This is a genomic window from Cupriavidus sp. GW822-FHT02D05 (genome assembly GCF_058802485.1).
The window spans coordinates 143,254-166,507 of record NZ_JBXAOE010000010.1 but is presented as its reverse complement, the minus strand read 5'-3'; the positions used below and the strand labels follow the sequence as shown (position 1 = coordinate 166,507).

The window sequence follows — 23,254 nt, the reverse complement described above, 5'->3', positions numbered from 1 at the left end:
GCGCATGAACATGAACACGCAACGACTGATGTCCCTGCACGCTCGCACCGGCGCCGCCCTCTCAGCGTTCTCGCCGCGCTCCGTGCCCGCGCTGCGCAAATCCACCGGCCTGTTCGCCTGCGCGGGCTTGTGGCTGGTGATGGGCGTGATCTCGCCCGGCTTCGCCACCTCGGACAACCTGGCCAACATCGTTTCGCAAAGTGCCGTGCTGCTGTTGCTCGCGCTCGGGCAGATGCTGGTGGTGGTCACGCGCGGCTTCGATATCTCGGTGGGCGCCGTGGCGGTGCTGTCGTCCATCGTGATCGCGCAGACGGCCGCGCAGTTGGGCGAAGCGCCCGCCATCCTGCTGGGCACGGGCGCCGGGCTGGCGGTGGGGCTTTGCAATGGCTACCTGATCGCCTGCCGCCGCATGGAGCCGATCGTCGTCACGCTGGGCGCCACGCTGATCGTGCGCGGCATATCGACCATCGTCTCCGGTGGCGTCGATGCGGTGCCGCTGCCGCCCGCGACGGTGATCCAGTCGCTGGCCTACGGGGCATGGCTAGGTGTGCCGGCGATGGTGTGGCTGGCCGCGCCGGTGGCGGCGCTGGCCTGGCTGCTGTGCGCGCGCCTGCCACTCGGCCGCTGGTTCTACATGATCGGCAGCCATCCCGATGCGGCCTTGCTGGTAGGCGTGCCCGTGCGCACCGCCGGCGTGCTGGCCTATGGACTGTGCGGCGCGCTGGCCGGGCTGGCGGCGGTGTTCCTGCTGGCGCGCAGCGGCGCAGCGGTGGCGGTCGACGGCGCGGGCATGGAGTTGCAAGCCATTGCCGCGTGCGTGATCGGCGGCGTGGCGCTGAGCGGCGGCAAGGGCGCCGTGTGGCAGGTGATGGTGGGCACCCTGTTCATCCAGGCATTGCTCAACGGGCTGAACCTGCTAGGCACCTCGCCCTTTGCCTCCGAGATCGTACTGGGCGCGGTCATCGTATCCGCAGGCCTGCTCGAATACCTGATGCGCAGGGTGGGATCGCGCCAGGGCTGAACCCTTACCTTACCTTACCTTACCTTACCTTACCTTCACTGCAACGACATCGAACAGGAGCTTGAATCATGAAGCGAATCAGCATTCCCCGGCTGCGGGCCGCCGTCGCCCTGGCAGGCGCCCTGCTGGCATGCGGGCCGGCCATGGCGCAGAAAGCGCTGACGATCGGCTACGCCACGCCGGACTTGTCATCGTCGTTCTGGATCTCCATGACCTACGGGGTGGAGGATGAAGCGAAGAAGCTCGGCGTTGCGCTGGTCAAGCTCAACGCTGGCGGCGATGCCAACGTCAACATCCAGATCTCGCAATTGCAGGACCTCGTACAGCGCAAGGTCGACGCCGTCGTCGTCGGCGCCACCAACGGCGATGCCATCCGCGGCGCGGTGGAGCATGCCATTGGCAAGGGCATCCCGGTGGTGGGCCTCTCCAGCGTGCCCAGCAGCGACAAGCTGGCCTCCAGGATCAGCGCGGACCACTACGACATGGGCCGCCTGCAGGCGCAGTGCCTTGGCAAGTCGCTCAACGGCAAGGGCGCGGTGGGCATGATCTCCCAGCAACAAGGGCAAACCTGGGCCGACCTGCGGCGCCAGGGCTTCCTGGAAACCATCAAGGCGGAATACCCCGGCATCAAGGTGGTCGCGGAGTCGCGCAGCGCGGTCACGCGAAACGGCGCCATCAACCTGGTGGACGACTGGCTGCAACGCTTTCCCGAGCTCAACGGCATCTATTCCGCGGTGGATGACTCGGCGGCGGGCGCGGCGCTGGCGGTCAAGTCCGCCCACCGCGAAGGCGTGAAGATCAGTGCCTCCAACCTCAGCCCCACCGCGCAGCAGATGCTGCAGAACGGCGAGCTGGCCTGCTCGTCCGTGCAGCAGATCGTCACGCAGGGCCGCGAGGCGCTCAGGCAGGCGGTGGCCGCCGCCCGCAAGGAGAGCACGACAGCAGTCGTGCGCACGCCGTCCATCCTGGCCACGCGCGACAATCTCGCCACGCTCGACCTTTCCCTGGTGACCGCGCCGAAGGACTATCGTCCGTGACGCAGCGCCACCATTCGATTCCGCCTTACTCAAACTCACGCATCCAGCCAGGTCAATAACGCCATGCTTGCTTCTCACGACAGATTTCCCTATTCGCCCATCGTCGATCGCCCGCAATTCGACTGGCCCGGCGGCAAGCGCCTCGCGGTGCATCTGTGCCTGAACCTGGAGCACTTCGCCTACAACACCGGCGGCGGCATCTCCTATTCCCCCGGCATCCCGCACCCCAATACCTACAACTGGGGCTGGCGCGAGTACGGCAACCGGGTTGGCGTGTGGCGCATCATCGCGCTGTGCGACAAGCTCGGCATCCCGCTGTCGGTGCTGCTCAACGCCGAATGCTATGCGCATTGCCCGCAGGTGATCGACGCGCTGCGCAAGCGCGGCGACGAGATCCTGGGCCATGGCCGCACCAACTCGGAGCAGCAGAACAACTTCTCCGAAGCCGAGGAGCGCGAGCTGATCCGCGAGGTGACCGAAGCCATCGCCCACCACGAGGGCAAGCCGCCCGCGGGCTGGCTCAGCCCCGGCGTCAATCCCAGCAACGTCACGCCCGACCTGCTGCAGGAGGCCGGCTACCGCTACATCCTCGACTGGCCAATGGATGACCAGCCGGTGTGGATCAACACGCGCGGCGGCCGCCTGCTGAGCATCCCCTACCCGCACGAGGTCAACGATATCCCCGCCATCGCACTGCACGACGCCACCGCGAGCGAGTTCGCCGACATCATCATCGACAACTTCGACGAGATGCTGGAGCAAAGCGTGGAGCAGCCGCTCGTCTATGGCATCTCCATCCACGCCTTCCTGGTCGGCCAGCCCTACCGGCTGCGGCAGTTCCGCCGGGCGATGGAGCACATCCTGCGCCATCGCAACCAGATCTGGCTGACCACCACCGGCGCCATTGCGCAGCACTACATCGGCCTGCCTGCGCAAGACGCCTGAGCCGAACCAAACAACAAGTTCATCAAACAGGAGATCACACAATGTCATTCGACAAAGAACTGCGGGTCGGCATCGCCGGGTTCGGCGCGGTCGGCAAGAAGCTCGTCAAGCAACTCGATGCCGGCGTCTTCGGCCTGCGGCTGACGGCGGTGGCAGTGCGCGACAAGGAAAAGGCGGCGCAAGCGCTGCAGGGCCTGCGCAACGAGGTGGCCATCGTCGGGCTCGGCGAGCTGGCCGGCCTGGCGGACGTGGTGATCGAATGCGCGCCGGCGGAACTCGTCGGCGAGATCGCCGAGCCGGTGCTGCGCGCGGGCAAGACCATGATCGTGCTCAGCTGCGGGGCGCTGCTTGACCGCATGGACCTGGTGGACCTGGCACGCGAGCACGGCGGCCAGATCATCGTGCCGACCGGCGCGCTGCTGGGCCTGGATGCGGTGACGGCGGCATCGGAGGGCGTCATCCACTCCGTGCGCATGATCACGCGCAAGCCGGTGCGTGGCCTGGTTGGGGCGCCGTTCCTGGTGGAGAACAACATCAACATCGACGACGTGACGGCGCCGATCCAGATCTTCTCCGGCACCGCCCGCGAGGCCGCCAAGGGCTTCCCCGCCAACCTCAACGTGGTGGTTGCGCTGGCGCTGGCCGGCGTCGGCCCGGACAAGACCCACCTGGAAATCTGGGCGGACCCGGCGCTGACCCGCAACACCCACGAGATCGTGGTGGACTCCGATGCCGCGTCGTTCTCCATGAGCATCCAGAACATTCCCACGGAAAACCCCAAGACCGGCCGCATCACGGCGCAGAGCGTGCTGGCCGTACTGCGCAAGCTGCGCAGCCCGCTGCGCGTGGGCACCTGAAAACCATCAAGGAGCAACAACATGGATCTAGGCATCAAGGGGCGCGTCGCGCTGGTCATGTCGGCGGGCGGCGGGCTCGGCTCGGCCATTGCGCTGGCGCTCGCGGCGCAAGGCGCCGTGGTTGCCGTATCGGACCAGAACCAGGAGGCACTGGACGATACGGTGGCCCGCATCCGCGCGGCCGGCGGGCAGGCTTTCGGCGTGCGCGCCGATCTTGCCGACCTGGCGAGCGTGACGGCCATGGTGGAGCAGGTCAGGAGCACGCTGGGCGACCCGGACATCCTGGTCAACAACTCGGGCGGGCCGCCCCCTTCCACGGCCGCGCAAGTCGCACCGGAGCAGTGGCGCAAGCAGTTCGAATCGATGGTGCTGTCGCTGATGCATCTCACGGACCTGCTGCTGCCGGCCATGAAGCGCAAGGGCTGGGGCCGCATCATCACCAGCACCTCGTCCGGCGTGGTCGCGCCCATTCCCAACCTGGGCATGTCCAACACATTGCGCATGGCGTTGCTGGGCTGGTCGAAGACGCTGGCCAACGAGGTAGCCGCCGACGGCATCTGCGTCAACGTGGTGCTGCCCGGGCGCATCGCCACGGACCGCATCCGCGCGCTGGACGAAGCCCGCGCCAGGCGCGAGGGCAAGACCTATGAAGACATCGTGGCGGCCAGCACCGGGACGATTCCAGCCCGGCGCTACGGCCGGCCCGAGGAGTACGGCGACGTGGTGGCTTTCCTGGCCAGCGAGCGCGCCGCCTTTGTCACCGGCTCCGTCGTGCGCGTCGACGGCGGCATGATCCCGAGCATCTGATCACTTATCTCCCGAGGAAGCACAGCATGGAAACCACCCACGTAGCCCGCAGCGCCACCGAGCGCGAGACGATCCGCCAGCGATTCCTGCTGGTCGATACCTCCAACGTTGCCGACGTGCTCGACACGCTCGGCCTGTTCGACCAGGGCCTCTCGTCCGCCTTTACGCCGTTCCCCGCCAATGGTGGCAAGCTGGCCGGCTGGGCCTACACCATCCGCGGCCAGATGTCGCCGTACGCGCTCGGCGGCGACCCGGACAAGATGAAGGCCTGCGCGGGCGTGTCCGCCGGCGACGTCACGGTCTGGAGCGGCGACGGCGAAGGCGTCTGCTACTTCGGCGAGCTGATCGCCATTGGCATGAAAGAGCGCGGCTGCGTCGGCTCGCTGATCGATGGCGGCATTCGCGATATCCGCTGGATCGCCGAGCAAGCTTTCCCGGTGTTCGCGCGCTACCGCACGCCGGTGCAGTCGATTGCCCGCTGGAAGGTCAACGGATGGCAGGTGCCGGTGAGCATCCGTGGCGCCACCTCGCAATGGGTGCAGGTGCGCCCGGGCGACTTCGTGCTGGGCGACGAAGACGGCGTGCTGGTGATCCCGCACGAAGTGGTCGACACCGTGCTGCTCGAGGCGGAGCGCCTGACCGAGCAGGAGCGCAGCATCCGCGTGGAACTGCAGCAGGGGCTCAGCCTGGCCGATGCGCTGGCCAAGTACGGGCATGTCTGAGCTGGAGACATTGGCAGCACCGGCAGCATTGGCAGACCTGGCGGCGCAGGTGATGCAGCGCGCGGCGGATCTCGGGCTGCGGCTGGATGGTGGCCGCTGCGACGAGATCGCGGCTGCGGCCGCGCCGCTGCTGCAAGCCGTCCGTGCCTTGCCGGCGGGCGACGCGGAACTTGCAGCGCAGCCATGGCCGTACACGCATTGGCTGCGGCAGTGCGCCACCGCGCGCTAGGAGGACAATGAGCGACCCCACCCTCCTGAGCGTTGCCGAGTTGCGCATGGCGCTGGCCCACCGGCGCCTGTCACCCTCCGCGCTGGTGCAAGCCTGCCTGCGGCGGGCCGCGGCGGCGCACGCCGCCACGCATTGCTTTGCCGCGCTGGACGACGCAGGCGCGCTCGCCCGCGCCATCCAGCTGGAGACGCACAGCGCGGCCGGCGCTGCCCAGGCACCCCTCTGGGGTATCCCGTTCGCGCATAAGGACGTGCTGTCCGACCCCGTCCGGCCGCCGCGCGCGGGTTCCTTGTTCGACGACCTGATCGACGACCTGATCGACGATCCGGCAGCGGCCCGAAGGCCGGCAGCCGTGCTCGAAGCCCTGCACCTGTCCGGCGCGATCGGCCTGGGCGCCACCGCGCTCGACGAGCTCAGCTACGGCGCCACCGGCCTGAACGATCACTATGGCCACTGCCGCAACCCGTGGGATCCGCGCTACATCACCGGCGGCTCGTCGGGTGGCGCGGCGGCGGCGGTCGCGGCGCGCGCGGTGCCGTTCGCCATCGCAGCGGACACCGGTGGCTCGATCCGCATCCCAGCGTCGATGTGCGGGGTGGTCGGCCTGAAACCCACCTGGGGCCGCCTCTGCACGCGCGGCGCGGTCCCGCTGTCGCCGTCGCAGGACACGCTCGGCATCATCGCCCGGACCGCCAGGGATTGCGCGGCGGTGCTCGACGCGCTGGAGCCAACGGCGGCACAGGCCACCACGTTCGATCGCATCAGCGACCTCCGCAGTCCGCTGGCCGGCCTGCGCATCGGCATTGCCCGGCACCCGTTCTTCGAGGTAACGCATGACGACGGCGCCTCGGTGATTGCCCGCGCCTTGCTAGCGTTCGAGTCGCTGGGCGCCAGCTTGCATGAGCAGACCGCGCCCGGCGTGGAGGCCTGCGATACCGCGGCCACCGTGGTGACGTGGCGCGAAGCGATAGCGCTCCACGGCGAGCGCCTGCGTAGCCACGCGGATCGCCTGGCCCGTGCCACGCGGCTGCGGCTGGAGACGGCGCTGGCGGCCGGCCCCGACGATTACGCGCGTGCCCTGGCCTACCGGCCGCTGGCGCTGCGGCGCTTTGTCGATCACGTCTTCTCGGCGTGCGATGTGCTGGTGGCACCCAGCGTTGCCGTGCCAACGCCGCGGATCGCCTCCGTGGCGCAAGACGCCGCGCAAGCGGTGCGCGTGACAACCTCGCTACTGCGCGCCAACCGCTGCATCAGCTATCTCGGCCTGCCTGCCGTGTCGCTGCCAGTGGGATTCACGCCCGACGGCCTTCCCGTGGGCTTGCAACTGATCGGCAGGCCTTGGGCCGAAGGTACCCTGCTTGACGCCTGCGCCGCATTCCAGCAAGCCACCAGCTGGCACCGTATCGAACCCGTGCTCAATGGCACGAAGGTGGCCGGCATCGCGGCGGAGCCGGACAACGGGTGAGCATCTAAAATGGCAGGCCGGCGCGATGGTAGACTCGGCACAGCCTCAACCCGCGCGGGCCACCTCTATAATCCGCGCTCCCGGCCAACCATCGCAGATATCTCGCCTCATGCTCAAGGAAACAGCGCAAGCCCGCCCGACACGCCGGTACGTGGAAAAACGCGAGGCGATCCTCGATGCCGCTGCCCGGCTGTTCAACCGCAAGGGCTTGCGCGGCGCCACGCTCTCGGACGTGGCGCAAGAAGTCGGCCTGAGCACCAACAGCATCACCTACTACTACCGCAAGAAGGAAGACCTTGTGGTGGCGTGCCTGATGCGCACCATCGATGAAATCGCGGGCATCGCCGACGCCACGGCCGGCGAGCCGCTGCCGCAGGCCAGGGTGCGCCGCTTCATCGCGCTTTTTTTCCAGCGGCTGGCCAGGACGGCAACCGGCGAGCGCCCCGAGCTGATGAGCTTTCGCGAGATCCGCTCGCTGCCCGACACCCACGCGGACGTCGCCTTCGCGGCCTACACGGACATGTTCCGGCGCATCCGCAAGCTGCTGCGCAGCGACACACCCAAGGACCCGGCGCAACGCAGTGCCCTGAGCGCGGCGGCGCACTTGCTGCTGTCGCTGACCAGCGGCGCGATGACATGGGTGGAGCGCTATGAGCCGGAGGACTATCCGAAGGTGGCGGATACCGTCGTGGATATCCTGCTCAACGGTTTTGCGTCACCGTCATCGCAATGGGACAGCGCCCCCGCCGGGACGCCCCCAATCCCGGTGGCCGAAACCACGCAGGAAGCCTTCCTGCGCGCCGCAACGGAACTGCTCAACGAACTGGGCTATCGGGGCGCTTCCGCCGATCGCATCTCCGCGCGGCTGAATCTCACCAAGGGGGCCTTCTATCACCACAACGAAAACAAGGACGACCTGATCTCCGCCTGCTTCGACCGCATGTTCGCGGTGATCCGCGATGCGCAGTCGAAAGTGGAAGACGGCCCGGGCACCGGCTGGGACAAGCTGTGCGCGATCGCGCGCGCGCTGGTCAGCTATCAGTTCTCCAACCAGGGGCCGTTGCTGCGGCTGACTATCTACGGCGCGCTGCCCGAGGAGATGCGCAAGGAGAAGATGCTGACGATGAACCGGCTGTCGGCGCGGTTTGCGCGGTTCCTCGTACAAGGGATGCAGGACGGGTCGATCCGGGCGCTGGATCAGTCGATTGCTTCGTTGCAGGTGAATGGGATGATCAATGCCGCGGTGGAGTTGCGGCGGTGGGTGCCGGATGCATCCGGGGAGAACGCGGCGGATTTGTTTATCCGGCCTTTGTTCCTGGGGATATTTTCAGGGCAGTGAGCGCGAGTATTCGCCTTGATGCTCTTTGATGCGCCTGATGCGCTTCGATGCACCAAGGCCTGGCTCCCCGCTTCCCGCGTCATCCCTCAAGGCCCTCCAGATGGCAAGCCACCATCTGCCCACCTCCCCGCTCCCTCAGCACCGGATCCTCCACCCTGCAGCGCTGCGTTGCCTGCGCGCAGCGCGGGTGAAAGCGGCAGCCGGATGGCGGGTTCAGCGGACTTGGCACTTCGCCCTTGAGCACGATGCGCTGGCGCCTTTCCTCGGCTTCGACGCTCGCTACCGGCACGGCGGACAGCAACGCCTTGGTGTAGGGATGCCGGGGATTCGCATATAGCTCGTCGCGCCCGGCGATCTCCACGATGCGGCCGAGGTACATCACGGCGATGCGGTCGCTGATGTGGCGCACCACGGCCAGGTCGTGCGCAATGAAGATATAGGTCAGCCCGAGCCGCCGCTGCAGCTCCATGAACACATTGACCACCTGCGCCTGGATCGATACGTCCAGCGCGGAGACGGGTTCATCGCAAACGATCAGGCTGGGTTCGACCGCCAGCGCGCGGGCAATGCCGATGCGCTGGCGCTGGCCGCCGGAGAACTCGTGCGGGTAGCGGTCCGCCATATAGGGCAGCAGGCCGACCATCTGCAGCAGCTCGGCGATGCGGGCGCGATAGTGCTCGCGGTCGTTGGCCATGCCGTGCACTTCGAGCGGCTCGCCGATGATGTCGCAGACCTTCATGCGCGGGTTCAGCGAGCCGAACGGATCCTGGTAGACCATCTGCACGCTGCGGCGGAAGTTCTTCTCCTGCGCCTTGCTGAAGGTAGCGAAGTCGTCGCCATCGAAGGCGATCCGTCCGCCGCTGGCGGCCAGCATCTTGATGATGGCGAGGCCGGTCGTGGACTTGCCGCAGCCGCTTTCGCCGACCAGGCCCAGTGTCTCGCCGCGCCTGAGGGTGAACGATACGCCGTCCACCGCCTTGACCGAGCCCACCTGCCGCTTGATGAAGACGCCCTGGGTCACGGGAAAATGCACCTTGAGGTCCTCGACGCGCAGGATCTCGTCGCCGATCTTGCCGTGCTGGCGCGCGGCGGGCTCTGCCCGTGCTTCAGTGGTGGTCATGGTCATGGAGGAAACATGCCTTGAAGTGATTCGGACGCACGGCACGCAGCGCGGGGCGCGACAGGCCGCATTGATCGGTAGCGAGCTTGCACCGCGGCATGAAGGCGCACCCTGGCGGCAGCGCGGTGAGGTCGGGCGGCTGGCCGTCGATGGGCACCAGCGGCTGGCGGGTATCGCCGTCGATGCGCGGCACCGATGCCATCAGCCCGCGCGTGTACGGGTGCGCGGGATGGCCGTAGAGCTCACGAGCCGTGGCGGTCTCGACCATGCGGCCGCCGTACATCACGGCCACGCGATCGGCATAGCGGGCCACCACGCCCAGGTCGTGCGTGATGAGCACCAGTGCCGTACCGGACTGGCTGGCCAGGTCCTTGAGCAGGTCGAGGATTTGCGCTTGCACTGTGACGTCGAGCGCGGTGGTGGGTTCGTCCGCGATGATCAGCTGCGGCTTGCAGGCCAGCGCCATGGCGATCATGGCGCGCTGGCGCATGCCACCCGAGAACTGGTGCGGATAGGCGCCCAGCCGGCTCTGCGGCTCGGGGATCTGCACCTTGCCAAGCAGCTCGCCGGCGATGCCCAGGGCGGTCTTCCACGGCATGCCTTGGTGCAGGTTGATCGGCTCGGCGATCTGCTTGCCCACGGTGAGCGCCGGGTTCATCGACGACATCGGCTCCTGGAAGATCATCGCGATCCGGTTGCCGCGGATCGCACGCATTCTTGCCGGGCTGAGCTGGAGCAGGTCCTGCCCGTCAAAGCGGATCTCGCCCGATTCGATGCGGCCCGCCGGGCTGGGAATCAGGCCCAGGATGGATAGCGCGGTGACGCTTTTTCCCGAGCCGGACTCGCCGACGATGGCCAGTGTCTCGCCGGGGGCGACATCGAACGAGACCTGGTCCACCGCCGTGACCACGCCCCGGTCGGTGCGAAAGCGCGTGGTCAGCTGGTTCACCTGCAGGATGGGCTGCGTCATGCGGGCCTCCTTGAAAGGGACAAGCGTGGAGCAAGGTGGTAGCAAGGAAATCAGAACCCCATCTTCTTCTTCATGTCCTGGTCGACCCACATCCGCGCGTAGATCGGGCCGGGACGGACCGCGCCCGCGCGCAGCTCGGCGTTGTAGTTCTTCACCCAGGGCCACCATGCGGTGTACACGTAAGGGGTCGGCAACCAGATATACGGCGCATCCGCGAGCACATCGCGCGTCAGCGAGCGCAAGGCCTCTTGCCGGCGGCCGAGGTCGCGCATCTGGAAGGCTTCGTTCACGCGCTGCTCGTACTTGGCGTCGCCCCACTGCGCGGCGTTCCAGACCTGGCCCTTCACGAAGCTCTTGCGGATCGTGGTGGTGGGGTTGGTATGTCCATTGCTCATCAGGTAGCCGGGCGCATTGGTCTTGGTGGTCATGGCCGACAGGAACGCGCCGTACTCCATCGGCTGGATCTCTATGCGCACGCCAACCTGCTCCAGGTAGGCGCCGATCAGCGGCAGCAGCTCCAGGTGCTCCGGCTGGCAGGCGCATACCTGCACCTTGAAGGTGAAGCCCTTCGCGTAGCCCGCCTCGGCCAGCAGCTTGCGCGCCTTGTCCGGGTTGTAGGCAAACAGCTCCTTCACCGAATCCGGCATGGCGCTCAGCGGCTCGAAGTAGCCGGCGTAATCCGGATGCTGCGGGTAGGCGAACAGTTCGGCATTGCCGCCATAGAACTGCTTGACGATCTCCTGCTTGTTGACCGCCATGTTCAGCGCGCGCCGCACGCGCAGGTCGTTGAACGGCTTGGTATCGACGCGCAGCGCCACGTACTGGCCGTTGGTCGACAGCCAGCGCGACCACTTGAGCGCCGGCGCATTCTTCTTGAGCTCATCGACCGCGGTCCAGCGGACAGACTCGAGCACATCCAGCTTGCCGGTGCGCAGCATGGTGTTGCGGGTGGACTCGTCCTTGACGGTGCGCAGCACGACCTTGTCGACGAAGGGCAGCTTGTAGTCCTTGCCAGCGATCTTGTCGCTATCCCAGTATTGCTCGTTCTTCGTGTAAGTGCTGGCGGTGCCCTGGACGAAGTTACTCAGCAGGAACGGCCCGCTGCCGTTCACATTCTTCCAGTTGCCGGCCCCGGCCGCCGCCACTTCCTTGGGCATGATGCCGGAGTAGTAGCCCCAGCCGAAGCGGTAATCCCATTCGGCGTTGAACTCCTTGAAGCGGAAGACCACGGTGTACTTGTCCGTTGCCTCCACCTTGTTGAGGTGGTCGTAATACGTGGGGATTTTCTTGGCGCTGGTGTTCTGGCGGTTGTAGCTGAAGACCACGTCGTCGGCCACCAGCTCGCGCTCTTCCATCACGCCCGCCTTGGCGGGGAACTTCACGCCCTTGCGCAGCTTGACTTCGAGCGTCAGCGGGTCGACCCACTTCCAGCTCTCGGCCAGCTCGCCGCGAATCGCGTCCTCCGGCAGCCACGCATCGGCCTGGAACGGATACTTGCCGCCATTGCGCCTGGCCTTGGAAAGGTCGGCGACAAAGAGCTGTTCGTAGACCTGGCCGGTGTCGTAGTTCTGCTTCCAGTTCCAGTCGGCCAGGTCCCACGACAAGGCGGAGATGGTGGGATACATGGAGCCGATCTCGAGATTGCCGCCGTACTTCGGCGCTTCGGCCTGCGCGCAGGCCGCGCCGGCGGCAAGCGCCAGCGCCACGCCCGCCACCACTGAAGATATTGTCCGGTTCAAGCCGCGTCCCTCCATCGTCATCCCTCGTTGTTGGTTATCGCGACCCGCGCATGCGCGGGTCGAGCAGGTCACGTAGCGCGTCGCCGTAGACGTTGATGGCATAGACGACAACGGTGAGGCAGATGCCGGGGGCCAAGGCCAGCCAGGGCCCCTGGAACATGAAGGTGCGGCCGTTGCCCGAGAGCATGCCGCCCCAGGTCGGCGCGGGCGGCGGCACGCCCAGCCCGAGGAAGGACAGGCCGGACTCGGCCAGGATCGCGGTGCCCACGCGCGTGGTGAACAGCACGATGATGGGCGGCAGCACATTGGGCAGGATATGGCGCCAGAGAATGCGGCCGGTGGAGGCACCCATGGACTGCGCGGCATGCACATACATGTTCTCGCGCACCGAGACCACCGCGCTGCGGATGATGCGCGAGCCGCCCACGCCCAGCAGCAAGCCCAGCGTGCCGATGATCTGCCAGCTGCCCGGGCCGAGCACGGACACCACCACGATCAGGATCACCAGGTCAGGAAAGCTCATCCACGCATCCACCATGCGCTGCACGATCAGGTCGAACTTGCCGCCCAGGTAGCCGGTCAGGATGCCGATCAGCACCGAGATGGCGGTAGCCAGCGTGGCGGCCGACAGCCCGATGATGACCGAGAGCTGCGCGCCGTACAGGCAGCGCGAGAGCATGTCGCGCCCGAGGTTGTCGGTGCCGAAGGGGTGCGCCCATGACGGCGGCTGCAGCCGCTTCATCATGCTGATCTCGTTGACGCCATAAGGCGCCAGCCAGTCGGCAAAGACGCCGCAGAACAGGAAGATCATGCAGATCACCGCGCCGGCGGCGCCCAGCGGCTTCTCGCGCAACAGGCGACCCACCAGTGCGAAGGCTGACCCGAGCCGGCCCGGGCCAGACATCGGCGGCGCGGCAGGGACGGCTTGCGCCGTCTTGAGCGCCGGGGCGTTTGCGATCGGACGTGCCATCAGCGATGCCTCACTTTCGGGTCGAACAGCCCGTAGCTCAGGTCCACGAGCAGGTTGATGAGCATGACGGCCACCCCGACCACCAGGAACACGCCGGTGATCACGGGATAGTCCCGCTGGTTCACGGCGTCCAGCAGGAGCAGCCCCATGCCCGGCAGCGCGAAGATCTGCTCGATCACCACGGCCCCGCCGATCAGCAGCGGCGCTTGCAGGCCGATCAGCGTCACCACCGGAATCAGCGCGTTGCGCAGCGCATGGCGCAGGATCACCAGGCGCTCGTTCAAGCCCTTGGCCCAGGCCGTACGGATGTAGTCCTGGCGCAGCACCTCCAGCATCATGGTGCGCGTCATGCGCATGGTGATGGCCGACAGTGCCATGCCAAGGATGATGGCGGGCACCAGCATGTTGCTGATGTGCTGGAGCGGGTCCTCCAGGAAGGGAACGTAGCGCACCTCGGGCGACCAGCCCCACCACACGGAAGGAAACACCATGATCATCGTGCCCATCCAGAAGCTGGGCACTGCCAGCATCAGGATGGAAAACGAGCGCGCCACGTAGTCGGCCGCGGTGTCCTGCCGGATCGCCGAGAGCACGCCCACGGGCAACGCAACCGACAGCGCCACGAACAGGGCAAGCGCGCCCAGCGAGAAGGTGGCGGGCATGCGCGCCAGCACCATCTTCAGCACCGGCTCACCCTGCCACAGCGACTGGCCGAGATCCCCGTGCAACACGATGTTGCCGACCCAGTGGACGTACTGGAACCACATCGGCTGGTCCAGGCCCAGCGCGCGGATCAGGTCCTCGCGGCTCTTGGTGTCGGCGCTGATGTCGTTCTGGCTCAGCATCAGGTCGACCACATCGCCCGGCACCATGCGCACGATCACAAAGACGATCAGGCTGGCGAACAGCAGCGTGGGCAGCAGCGCCAGCAGGCGGCGCAGGATGTAGGCACTCATGGCGCGCCCGCTTCCGTGACGCCAATCCGGGCCACGCCGTATGCCCTTAAAAAAGATACCGTGGATACGATAAAGAATGCCGCCCCGACCATGCCGTCTCCTGTTCGGTGCTTCGCGTGGTCGCCAAACACACCAGACAAGCATCGCTGAACACGTAAATCAAGCGATATCTGGTGCGATCAAGGAAGTATCCCTGGGAGGCTTCCACCGAGCTGCTGTTTGTGCAGATAGCCCATTCAGCATACCCATAGTTCTAATTCATGACAACCGAACTGACCCTTGAATGTCTAGTGGATTTACCTAGGTCGGCGCCGCCGTGGCGGGCCGCTTGTGCGGCGCAAACGCGCGGCGGGAAACGCGAGGGCGAGCGCAGGCGCCGCGCCTGCGCGTGGACGGCCTGCAAACACGGTTGAAGATGGTGCGTTGCGGCGCTCAGTAGCCGCGCAAGATCGCCCAGCGCTGGGCGTGGAAATTGGTGTCGCCGAGCAGGATCTGCGCGGCGCAGGCGCGCTTCATGTAGAAGCCGATCTCGAACTCGTCGGTCATGCCAATGCCGCCGTGCATCTGCACGGCCTCCTGCACCGCGAGCATCGCCGTGGACCCGGCGCGGGCTTTGGCCGCGGATACCAGCGCGATTGGCTGTGCCGGGCCGTCGTCTAGCAGTTGCTGGCTGCGCAGCACCGCCGCGCGCGTGATCTCGATCTCGCTGAACAGGTGGGCGGCGCGATGCTGCAGCGCCTGGAACTCGCCGATGATCTTGCCGAACTGCTTGCGCTCTTTCAGGTATTGCAGCGTGCGCTCGAAGGCTTCGTCGGCAATGCCGACCAGCTCGGACGCCAGCGCCGCGCGGGCGATATCGAGCGCGTGCTCAAGCACGGCCGCGCCGCTACCGGCCTCACCCAGCACCGCGTCCGCCGCCACGCGCACATCCCGGAACTGCACGCGCGCGGCATTGCGGGCATCCGCCATCACGGTGCGCTCCACGGTAATGCCATCGGCGCCGCGCGGCACCAGGAAGAGCGTGACGCCGTCACGGTCGTCGGCGTTGCCGCTGGTGCGGCCCACCACGATCAGCGTATCGGCAATATGTCCGTCGATGACGAAGACCTTGGCGCCATTGAGCACGAACCCGCCGTCCTGCTGCACGGCGGCGAGCGCCTGGCGCTCCGGACGGTGCGCCGCGCCCTCGTCGATCGCCAGCGCGGTCAGGTGCTTGCCAGCCGCGATGGCGGGCAGGAAATGCGCCTTCTGCGCTGCGCTGCCTTCGCGGGAAATCAACGAAGCGCCCAGCAAGGCGGTGGAGAAAAACGGCGTGGGGGCCAGCGTGCGGCCAAGCGCCTCCATCAGGACGCCCGCCTCCACCACGCCGAGCTCGCTGCCACCATACTGCTCGGGGATCAGCACGCCGGCAAAGCCCAGTTCGGCAAACTCCCGCCAGAGGGCGGGCGAGAAGCCGGTGTTGTCCCGGGTGTCCCGCAGCTTGCGCAGCATCGGGATGGGTGCGCTTTCGCGCAGGAATGCCAGGGCGCTGTCCCGCAGCATCTCCTGGGTCTGATTCAATACGATTGCCATAGTCGGTCCCTGAGCATTCAAGCGTGGAGTTGGGGCGGTCAGACGCCGGGCAGGCCGAGCAGGCGCTTGGCAACAATGTTGAGCTGCACTTCGCTCGTGCCGCCCTCGATCGAGTTGGCCTTGCTGCGCAGCCAGCCGCGCGCGGTGGCACCGTCGTTGCTGCGCTCGCTCTCCCACTCCAGGGCCTCGCTGCCCCCAATCGACATCAGCAACTCATAGCGCCGCTTGTTCAGCTCCGACCCGTAGTACTTGAGCACCGACGAGAACGCGGCGATGCCCTCGCCCTGCCGGGCCAGGTCCAGCGCGCGCTCCCCCGCCAGGGCGAATGCCGCTTCATCGATCTCGAAGGTGGCGATCTGCGCGCGCAGCATGGGCGCGTCGACTTCACCGCGCTCGTTCTGGCCGAGCGTGTCGCGCGCCAGCTTGCCCATCGGCGGGCGCTGGCCGCGCCCGCCGATGCCGCTGATCATCTCGCGCTCATGGGTCAGCAGGTACTTGGCGATGGCCCAGCCGCCGTTTTGCTCGCCCACCAGGTTGGCGCGCGGCACCACTACATCGTCAAAGAAGGTCTCGCAGAACGGCGACTTGCCGGAAATCAGCACGATGGGCCGCGCCGTCACGCCCGGCGTTTCCATGTCGAACAGCAAGAAGCTGATGCCGGTGTGCTTCTGTGCCGAAAAGTCGGTACGCACCAGGCAGAAGATCCAGTCCGCCTTGTCGGCGTACGAGGTCCACACCTTCTGGCCGTTGACGACAAAGTGATCGTCGCGCTCGTCCGCGCGCGTTTGCAGCGAGGCCAGGTCCGACCCGGCATTGGGCTCCGAATATCCCTGGCACCAGCGGATCTCGCCGCGGGCGATCCTGGGCAGATGCTCGCGCTTCTGCGCCTCCGAGCCAAACCGGAGCAAGGCCGGGCCAAGCATCCAGATGCCGAAGCTTTGCAACGGCACGCGGCAGCCAAGCGCTTGCATTTCCTGGCGCAGCACCTTGGCCTGCTCGCGGGAGAGGCCGCCGCCGCCATACTCGCGCGGCCACTCCGGCACCGTCCAGCCCTTCCCCCCCATGCGCGCGAGCCAGAGGCGCTGCGCCTCGGACAGGAAGCGGAACTTGCGCCCGCCCCAGCAGATGTCGTCCTCGTTGCGCACGGGCTGCCGCATTTCGGGCGGGCATTGCGCCTCCAGCCAGGCACGCACCTCCTGCCGGAAGGTTTCCAGGTCATCCACGCTTGTCTCCTGTTTTTTTTGGCTTGTCTTGTTTTGGTTTGGATTCGTTATATAAGCCCGACCCCGCAACGTCAATACTCCATTTCCTAAAATGAAAACGTGGTACGGCCAAACACCCGACCATTGCTGCCAATCATGCATTTTCTGCCGATGTGATAGCATTCCCGGGAACATACCGTAACCACTAAACCGGCAAGCACACCAAGCCGGTCGGCGCCCGTGGGGCGCAACCAGGAGACAATGTGGAGGCCAAGGCCAGCAGCGCGCCGCGCTGTGCCATCCCTGCCTTTCCGGGTGCCCGGGCGCCGGATCGCTCACGCACCGTCAGCGCCGACGGCATCCGCATCGCCGTCCATGAGTGGGGCGCGATCGACGCCACGCCGGTCCTGCTGGTGCATGGCGCCATGGATTTCGCGCGGACCTTCGATGTCTTCGCGCCGCTGCTGGCCGATGCCGGCTACCGCGTGGTGTCTTATGACCAGCGTGGCCACGGCGACTCCGAGCATGCCGACCTGTACAGCTGGGTCGCGGACGAGCGGGACCTGCTGGCGGTGGCCGACTCGGTCACGCGCGAGCCGCTGATCGCCATCGGCCACAGCAAGGGCGGCTCGTTGCTGGTGCATGCGATCCAGGCGCTGCCGCACCGGTTCACCCGCTTTGTCGCCATCGATGGCCTGCCCTTTCGCAATCCGCACGCGGACAGCGCCGTGCGCGACAAGAAATCGATGACCGCGCCCATCATCACGCGCTGGCTCGATACGCGCCGGCAAAGCCCGGGCCTCGCACGCAAGCCCGGCACCCTTGAGGAACTCGCCCGGCGGCGCGCCCGCATGAACCCGCGGCTGGCCCATGCGTGGCTGTGCTACCTGGCCGCGCTCGGCGCGCGGCAGGATGCGCACGGCTGGCGCTGGAAGCTCGACCCGGTGATCGGCACCTCCGGCTTTGGCCCCATGCGCGCGCGCTGGATGACCGACCGCCTGCCGGGCTTTCCCATTCCCATGCTGGCCATCTTCGGCACGGAGCGCGAACCGATGGGGTGGGATGCCACCGCGGCCGACCTCGCGCCGTACTTCCCGCCCTCGACCCAGGTACAGGTGATGGCCGACACCGGGCACTTCATCCATATCGAGCGGCCGCGAGAGACCGCGGAACGCATCCTGCCCTTCCTCCGTTCATGACCCTCTACCTGCGCCACAATCGCCTGCGCCTTGCCCTGCATCCGCTCAAGACCGGCAGCGGGCCCGCGCTGCTGTTGCTGCACGGGCTGGGCGAGCGATCGCCGGACACATTGCCGGCGGAGTACGCCGGCTGGCCCGGCACGGTGCACGCGCTGGATTTCACCGGGCACGGGCTCTCGGACATTCCGCGCGGCGGTGGCTACAGCTGCGAGTTCCTGATGGCGGACGCGGATATCGCACTGGCGCACCTGGGCCCGTCGACCGTGGCGGGGCGCGGGCTGGGCGGCTATATCGCCTTGCTGCTGGCCGGCGCGCGCCCGGAGCAGGTGCGCGGCGCCATCCTGCGCGACGGCCCCGGCCTGGCCGGTGGCGGCACCGCGGCACGCAATCCGTATATCCCGGTGGTGGATACCACGCGCACCGGCCCGCCCGACCCGTACGCCATCGCCGACCTGGCAACCGACGTGCGCCCGCCAAGCTACGCGGCCAACTACGCGATGCTGGCCGCGCAGCACTCCGACACGCCGCAGCCGATCTCCGTGTGCACGCGCGAGCGCCCGGACTGGCTGAAAGCGGTGACAGAGCTGCTCTCGCTGGAGAAGGTCGAGCTGGACCAGGCGCTGCAACACTACGCGGCGCAAGCGGCGATGCGTGGAGACGCTCAGGCATGAAAGCGGAACTCGCCGCGCAAGCCGCCCGTGGCACAAATGCCGGACATGGCGATGCGCACGCACTGGCGGAGGACAGCTTCCGCGCCCACGTACAGCAGCACCTGCCACGCAACGCACGCGCCTACCTGGTCCACGGCATGCTGGGCATGACCGGCTTCCGGCTGGTGACCGCCCCCACCTTCGTGCCGGCCTACATCTACCTGCTGTCCGGCTCCAAGCTGGTGGTGGGGTGCGTGCTTGGCGCGCAGTACGCCGGCATGGCGATGTCCTCCATCTGGGGCGCAACGCAGATCGAGCATCGCCAGCGCGTGATGCCGCTGATCTACCTGGTGGGCTGGCTGGTGCGCCTGCAGATCCTCGGCCTGGGCTTGTCCGCCTTCCTGCTCTCGGGCGACGGCGCGCTGGCTGCCGCCGCCGGGTTCCTGCTGCTGTTCGGCCTGTTCAACGGCGTGCAGAACGTCACCTTCAACTACCTCACGTCCAAGATCATTCCGCTGGAGCGGCGGGGCGCGTTGAGCGCGTTCCGCAATTTCCTCGGCGGGCTGATCGCGGCGGCGGTGGCCTATCTGGGCGGCCGTTTCCTGGTTGGCGGCAATGTGTTCGGCAATGGCTACGCCACCACCTTCCTCGCCGCCTTTGTCCTTACCAGCCTAGGCATCTCCGCGCTGACCCGCATGCGCGAGCCGATGCTGCACGATGTACGCGTGCAATCGGGCTTTCGCCAGCGCCTGCGCGAAGTGCCGGCGCTGCTGCGCGCGGACAAGCACTACGTGCGCTTCTTCGTGGCCCGCGCGCTGGTGGCGTTCAGCATGATGGCCGTGCCGTTCTATGCCATCTATGTCGGTAGCCATCTGCCGCTCTCGGGTGCCACGCTGGGCTACCTGAGCATTGCCTACCTGCTGGCGCAGACTACCAGCAACCTGATCTGGGGTCGCCTGGCCGACCGCCACGGCTATCGGCTGGTGTTCCTGTGCAGCATCGGGCTGTGGGTGCTGTCCACCGCCGCGCTGCTGCTCTGCGATAGCCTGGGCGCGTTCCTGCTGGTGTTCTGCGGGCTGGGCGCCAGCTTTGGCGGCTACTTCCTGTCCGCGGACAACTTTGCGCTGGAGTTCGGCAACCGGCGCGATCGCCCGATGCTGCTGGCGGTGTCCGACACAGCCACCTACACGATGATGGCGTGCGGGCCGATCCTCGGCGGCATGCTGGCGCAGGGGGTGCGCTTCTCGCTGGTGTTCGTCGCGGCCATGGTGGTCATGAGCATCGCCTTTGTGCTAGCCCTGCGGGTGGAGGAGCCGCGCCGCCGCCCGCGGCCGCAGCGCGAGGGCAACGCGTAGCGCCAACATCGGGATCATCGGGATCAACAGGATCAGGGATCAACAGGAGACAGGATGACATTCAGGACCTATCCGGAATTCAGCACGCACTACCCACTTGTGCTCACCACGATCATGAAGCGCCCGGTGCGGATGTATCCCGACGAGATCGGCGTCGTCTACCGCAACCCCGCCACCGGCGAGTATTTCCGCTTTACCTGGATGCAGTGGTACCGGCGCGTCGCCCAGCTGGCCAACGGCCTGCGCGGCGAGCTCAAGGTGCAAGCCGGCATGCCTGGCGAACCTGGCGAGCGCATCGCCACGATGGCGCTCAACACCCACCGCCACCTGGAGCTGTACTACGGCGTGACAGGCATTGGCGCCACGTTGCACCCGATCAATGTCCGCCTGTCCCCGCAGCACATCGTCTACACCATCCGGCACGCGCAGGACAAGATCCTGTTTGTCGACGACACCCTGATGCCCTTGCTGGAAGGCATCTACGACCAGATCAAAGACGTGGTCGAGCTGGTGGTCTATATGTCGGACAAGCCGGGGCTGCCGCAGACCCGCATCCCCAACATCATCGAGTACGAAACGCTGATCGCCCGCCAGGCCGAGACCATCGAGTGGCCCGCCCTGCACGAGGACGTGAACGCCACGCTGTGCTACACCACCGGCACCACGGGCCAGCCGAAGGGCGCCACCTTCACGCATCGCCAGCTCTACCTGCTGACGATCCACATGATGGCGCAGCTCGCTATCGGCAACACGCCGGACCACGATATCGCCGATGGCCTGGGCACGCGGCTGGGCGAAGGCGCGGTGCCGCTGCTGAATACGCCGATGTTCCACATCCACGGCTGGGGGCAGCCTTTCGTCGCGGTCTATAGCGCGCAGAAGATCGTGCTTCACGGGACCTTTACCGTACAGGGCTTCTGCGAGCTGGTGGAGCGCGAGAAGGTGACGTCGGTGGGCATCGTGGCGACCATCGCGGCCATGCTGCTCGAATACCCGGACCTGAAGAAGTACGATCTCAGCAGCCTGGTGCGCGTCAGCGTGGGCGGCGGCGCGCTGCCGCTCGGGCTCAAGCGCAAGCTGGAAGCCCTGATCCCCACCTTCCGCATGAGTTCGGGCTACGGCATGACCGAGACCGCGCCCACCATCGTTGGCTCGTTCATCAAGAAGACCATGGTCCACCTGGACCGGGACGAGACCGATGCGGTGCTGGTCAAATCCGGCCTGCCGATTCTTGGCGTGGAGGTGGAGGTCATCGACGACAAAGGCAAGCCAGTGCCTCAGGACGACCACACGGTCGGCGAGATCGTGGTGCGCGCGCCCTGGACGACCGGGCAGTACTACCGCAACCCCGAGAAAAGCGCGGAGTTGTGGCAAGACGGCTGGCTGCACACCGGCGACATCGCCAAGGTGGATGCCGAGGGCTATATCACCATCGCCGACCGCATGAAGGACGTGATCCGCAGCGGCGCGGAAATGGTGCCCACGGTACTGCTGGAGAACCTGATCGCGATGGCCGATTTCGTGCATGAGGCGACAGTGGTCGGCGTGCCCGATCCGGTATGGGGCGAGAAGCCCTTGGCGCTGGTCAGCGTGCGCAACGGCTTTGAGGCCAGCGAGGACAGCGTCATCGATTTCCTGAAGGTGCACGGCGTCGATACCGGCAAGATCACCAGGTGGATGCTGCCCAAGCTCGTCGCCATCACGCGGGACATCCCCAAGACCAGCGTAGGCAAGTACAACAAAAAGCAGATCCGCGATGACCTGGAGACATTCCTGGCCATCGCCAAGGACGTTTCGCATCGCCACGGTTAGGCATTCACTCAAAACACAGCAGGAGACTTCCCATGCGTGAAGCAGTTATCGTATCCACCGCACGTACGCCGATCGGCAAGGCCCATCGCGGCGTCTTCAACAACACGCAGGCGCAGGAACTCGGCGCCCACGCCATCTCGCACGCCGTGCAGCGTGCCGGCATCGACCCGGCGGAGATCGCCGACGTGATCCTGGGCTGCGCGGTGCAGCAAGGCTCCACGGGTGGCAACGTCGCGCGCCAGGCGCTGCTGCGCGCCGGGCTGCCCGTCACGGTGTCGGGCATGTCGATGGACCGCCAGTGCGCCTCCGGCCTGATGGCGATCGCCACGGCCGCCAAGCAGATCATCGTCGACGGCATGCAGGTTGCCGTGGGCGGCGGGCTGGAGTCGATCTCGCTGGTCCAGAACGACAAGATCAACCGCTACCGCGCGCAGGACCCGCAGCTGGTGCAAACGCTGCCGCAGATCTACATGACGATGCTGGAGACCGCCGAGATCGTGGCGCAGCGCTATGGCGTGAGCCGCGAAGCCCAGGATGCGTACTCGCTGCAATCGCAGCAGCGCACGGCCGCCGCGCAGCAAGCCGGCCGCTTCGACGCGGAAATCGTGCCAATCACCACCACCATGCTGGTCACCGACAAGGCCAGCGGCGCCGTGAGCGAGAAGCAGGTCACGCTGGCCAAGGATGAGGGCAACCGCCCCAGCACCACGCTGGCCGACCTGCAGGCCCTCAAGCCGGTCTTCAAGAATGGGCAACGCGTGGCCGAGGGCAGCTTCATCACCGCCGGCAATGCCTCGCAACTGTCCGATGGCGCATCCGCCATGGTGCTGATGGAAGCCAAGGAAGCCGAACGCCGCGGCCTGCAGCCGCTGGGCGCGTATCGCGGCATGGCCGTCGCCGGCTGCGATCCGGACGAGATGGGCATTGGCCCGGTGTTCGCCATTCCCAAGCTGCTCAAGCAGCATGGCTTGTCGATGAGCGACATCGGCATCTGGGAGCTGAACGAGGCGTTCGCCAGCCAGGTCCTGCATATCCGCGATACGCTCGGCATTCCGAACGAGCGCCTGAACGTCTCCGGTGGGGCGATCTCCATTGGCCATCCGTATGGCATGTCCGGCGCGCGCATGAGCGGCCACCTGCTGCTGGAAGGCAAGCGCCGCGGCGCCAGGTTCGGCGTCGTGACGATGTGCATTGGCGGCGGCATGGGGGCGGCCGGGCTGTTCGAGATTTTCTGAGCCGGGCGCCAGCCCTCGCAGCAAGCCACCTGAACCGACACAACGACACACC

Annotated in this window: 21 protein-coding genes; 14 read left to right on the top strand and 7 right to left on the bottom strand. The window is 66.8% G+C overall.

Annotated features, from left to right (window positions below; translation table 11 throughout):
- Positions 1 to 10 precede the first annotated feature (10 nt).
- The 9 genes from AC1RQK_RS15460 (at position 11) to AC1RQK_RS15420 (ending at position 8,422) form a co-directional block, all read left to right on the top strand.
- Positions 11 to 1,021, top strand: a complete 1,011-nt coding sequence (locus tag AC1RQK_RS15460; RefSeq protein ID WP_492371397.1) for an ABC transporter permease — start codon at positions 11 to 13, stop codon at positions 1,019 to 1,021.
- A gap of 68 nt (positions 1,022 to 1,089) precedes the next feature.
- The gene (locus AC1RQK_RS15455) at positions 1,090 to 2,058 is read left to right on the top strand and encodes a TMAO reductase system protein TorT (protein ID WP_492371396.1); all 969 of its coding nucleotides are present in this window, start codon (positions 1,090 to 1,092) and stop codon (positions 2,056 to 2,058) included.
- 63 nt (positions 2,059 to 2,121) lie between these two features.
- A complete protein-coding gene (locus AC1RQK_RS15450) occupies positions 2,122 to 3,003 on the top strand; it encodes a polysaccharide deacetylase family protein (protein WP_492809681.1) in 882 nt (293 codons plus the stop codon).
- 41 nt (positions 3,004 to 3,044) lie between these two features.
- The gene (locus AC1RQK_RS15445; RefSeq protein ID WP_492809679.1) at positions 3,045 to 3,860 is read left to right on the top strand and encodes an aspartate dehydrogenase; all 816 of its coding nucleotides are present in this window, start codon (positions 3,045 to 3,047) and stop codon (positions 3,858 to 3,860) included.
- Between the two features lie 21 nt (positions 3,861 to 3,881).
- Entirely contained in the window at positions 3,882 to 4,667 is a 786-nt protein-coding gene (locus AC1RQK_RS15440) for an SDR family oxidoreductase (RefSeq protein ID WP_492371393.1), read from the top strand.
- 26 nt (positions 4,668 to 4,693) lie between these two features.
- Positions 4,694 to 5,389 carry an RraA family protein gene (locus AC1RQK_RS15435; RefSeq protein WP_492371392.1) on the top strand — a complete coding sequence of 232 codons (696 nt, stop codon included), beginning with the start codon at positions 4,694 to 4,696 and terminating at the stop codon, positions 5,387 to 5,389.
- On the top strand, positions 5,382 to 5,618 hold the full coding sequence (locus tag AC1RQK_RS15430) for a hypothetical protein (protein WP_492809676.1): 237 nt from the start codon (positions 5,382 to 5,384) through the stop codon (positions 5,616 to 5,618). Before AC1RQK_RS15435 ends, AC1RQK_RS15430 begins: the two co-directional genes overlap by 8 nt.
- 7 nt (positions 5,619 to 5,625) lie before the next feature.
- Positions 5,626 to 7,083, top strand: a complete 1,458-nt coding sequence (locus tag AC1RQK_RS15425) for an amidase (RefSeq protein ID WP_492371390.1) — start codon at positions 5,626 to 5,628, stop codon at positions 7,081 to 7,083.
- 25 nt (positions 7,084 to 7,108) lie between these two features.
- Positions 7,109 to 8,422, top strand: coding sequence for a TetR/AcrR family transcriptional regulator (locus tag AC1RQK_RS15420; protein WP_492809674.1), 1,314 nt, complete (start codon positions 7,109 to 7,111; stop codon positions 8,420 to 8,422).
- Between the two features lie 79 nt (positions 8,423 to 8,501).
- Here the strand turns inward: AC1RQK_RS15420 and AC1RQK_RS15415 are convergent, their stop codons facing one another.
- The 7 genes from AC1RQK_RS15415 to AC1RQK_RS15385 form a co-directional block, all read right to left on the bottom strand.
- Positions 8,502 to 9,542, bottom strand: a complete 1,041-nt coding sequence (locus AC1RQK_RS15415; RefSeq protein ID WP_492809785.1) for an ABC transporter ATP-binding protein — start codon at positions 9,540 to 9,542, stop codon at positions 8,502 to 8,504.
- Complete coding sequence (locus AC1RQK_RS15410; protein WP_492371388.1) at positions 9,529 to 10,512, bottom strand: ABC transporter ATP-binding protein; 984 nt, start codon at positions 10,510 to 10,512, stop codon at positions 9,529 to 9,531. Before AC1RQK_RS15410 ends, AC1RQK_RS15415 begins: the two co-directional genes overlap by 14 nt.
- A gap of 50 nt (positions 10,513 to 10,562) precedes the next feature.
- A complete protein-coding gene (locus AC1RQK_RS15405; RefSeq protein ID WP_492371387.1) occupies positions 10,563 to 12,272 on the bottom strand; it encodes an ABC transporter substrate-binding protein in 1,710 nt (569 codons plus the stop codon).
- Positions 12,273 to 12,285: 13 nt separating this feature from the next.
- Entirely contained in the window at positions 12,286 to 13,221 is a 936-nt protein-coding gene (locus AC1RQK_RS15400) for an ABC transporter permease (RefSeq protein WP_492809671.1), read from the bottom strand.
- Positions 13,221 to 14,177 carry an ABC transporter permease gene (locus AC1RQK_RS15395; protein WP_492371385.1) on the bottom strand — a complete coding sequence of 319 codons (957 nt, stop codon included), beginning with the start codon at positions 14,175 to 14,177 and terminating at the stop codon, positions 13,221 to 13,223. The genes AC1RQK_RS15400 and AC1RQK_RS15395 overlap by 1 nt, the downstream gene beginning before the upstream one ends.
- Before the next feature lie 432 nt (positions 14,178 to 14,609).
- Positions 14,610 to 15,737: an acyl-CoA dehydrogenase family protein gene (locus AC1RQK_RS15390; protein WP_492809669.1), complete on the bottom strand. Its 1,128-nt coding sequence runs from the start codon at positions 15,735 to 15,737 to the stop codon at positions 14,610 to 14,612.
- Positions 15,738 to 15,787: 50 nt separating this feature from the next.
- Positions 15,788 to 16,972, bottom strand: coding sequence for an acyl-CoA dehydrogenase family protein (locus AC1RQK_RS15385; protein ID WP_492809667.1), 1,185 nt, complete (start codon positions 16,970 to 16,972; stop codon positions 15,788 to 15,790).
- A 242-nt stretch (positions 16,973 to 17,214) separates the two neighbouring features.
- On the opposite strand from AC1RQK_RS15385, the gene AC1RQK_RS15380 reads away from it, so the two are divergent.
- Genes AC1RQK_RS15380 through AC1RQK_RS15360 form a run of 5 tightly spaced genes read left to right on the top strand, consistent with a single transcriptional unit; the run spans position 17,215 to position 23,202 of the window.
- Positions 17,215 to 18,150 carry an alpha/beta fold hydrolase gene (locus tag AC1RQK_RS15380; RefSeq protein ID WP_492809665.1) on the top strand — a complete coding sequence of 312 codons (936 nt, stop codon included), beginning with the start codon at positions 17,215 to 17,217 and terminating at the stop codon, positions 18,148 to 18,150.
- Positions 18,147 to 18,821, top strand: coding sequence for an alpha/beta fold hydrolase (locus AC1RQK_RS15375; protein WP_492809663.1), 675 nt, complete (start codon positions 18,147 to 18,149; stop codon positions 18,819 to 18,821). The genes AC1RQK_RS15380 and AC1RQK_RS15375 overlap by 4 nt, the downstream gene beginning before the upstream one ends.
- Positions 18,818 to 20,155 (top strand): MFS transporter, encoded by a 1,338-nt coding sequence (locus AC1RQK_RS15370; protein WP_492809661.1) that lies wholly within the window; start codon positions 18,818 to 18,820, stop codon positions 20,153 to 20,155. Before AC1RQK_RS15375 ends, AC1RQK_RS15370 begins: the two co-directional genes overlap by 4 nt.
- Before the next feature lie 54 nt (positions 20,156 to 20,209).
- On the top strand, positions 20,210 to 21,967 hold the full coding sequence (locus AC1RQK_RS15365; protein WP_492809659.1) for a long-chain-fatty-acid--CoA ligase: 1,758 nt from the start codon (positions 20,210 to 20,212) through the stop codon (positions 21,965 to 21,967).
- A 32-nt stretch (positions 21,968 to 21,999) separates the two neighbouring features.
- Positions 22,000 to 23,202 (top strand): acetyl-CoA C-acyltransferase, encoded by a 1,203-nt coding sequence (locus tag AC1RQK_RS15360; RefSeq protein WP_492809657.1) that lies wholly within the window; start codon positions 22,000 to 22,002, stop codon positions 23,200 to 23,202.
- Positions 23,203 to 23,254 lie beyond the last annotated feature (52 nt).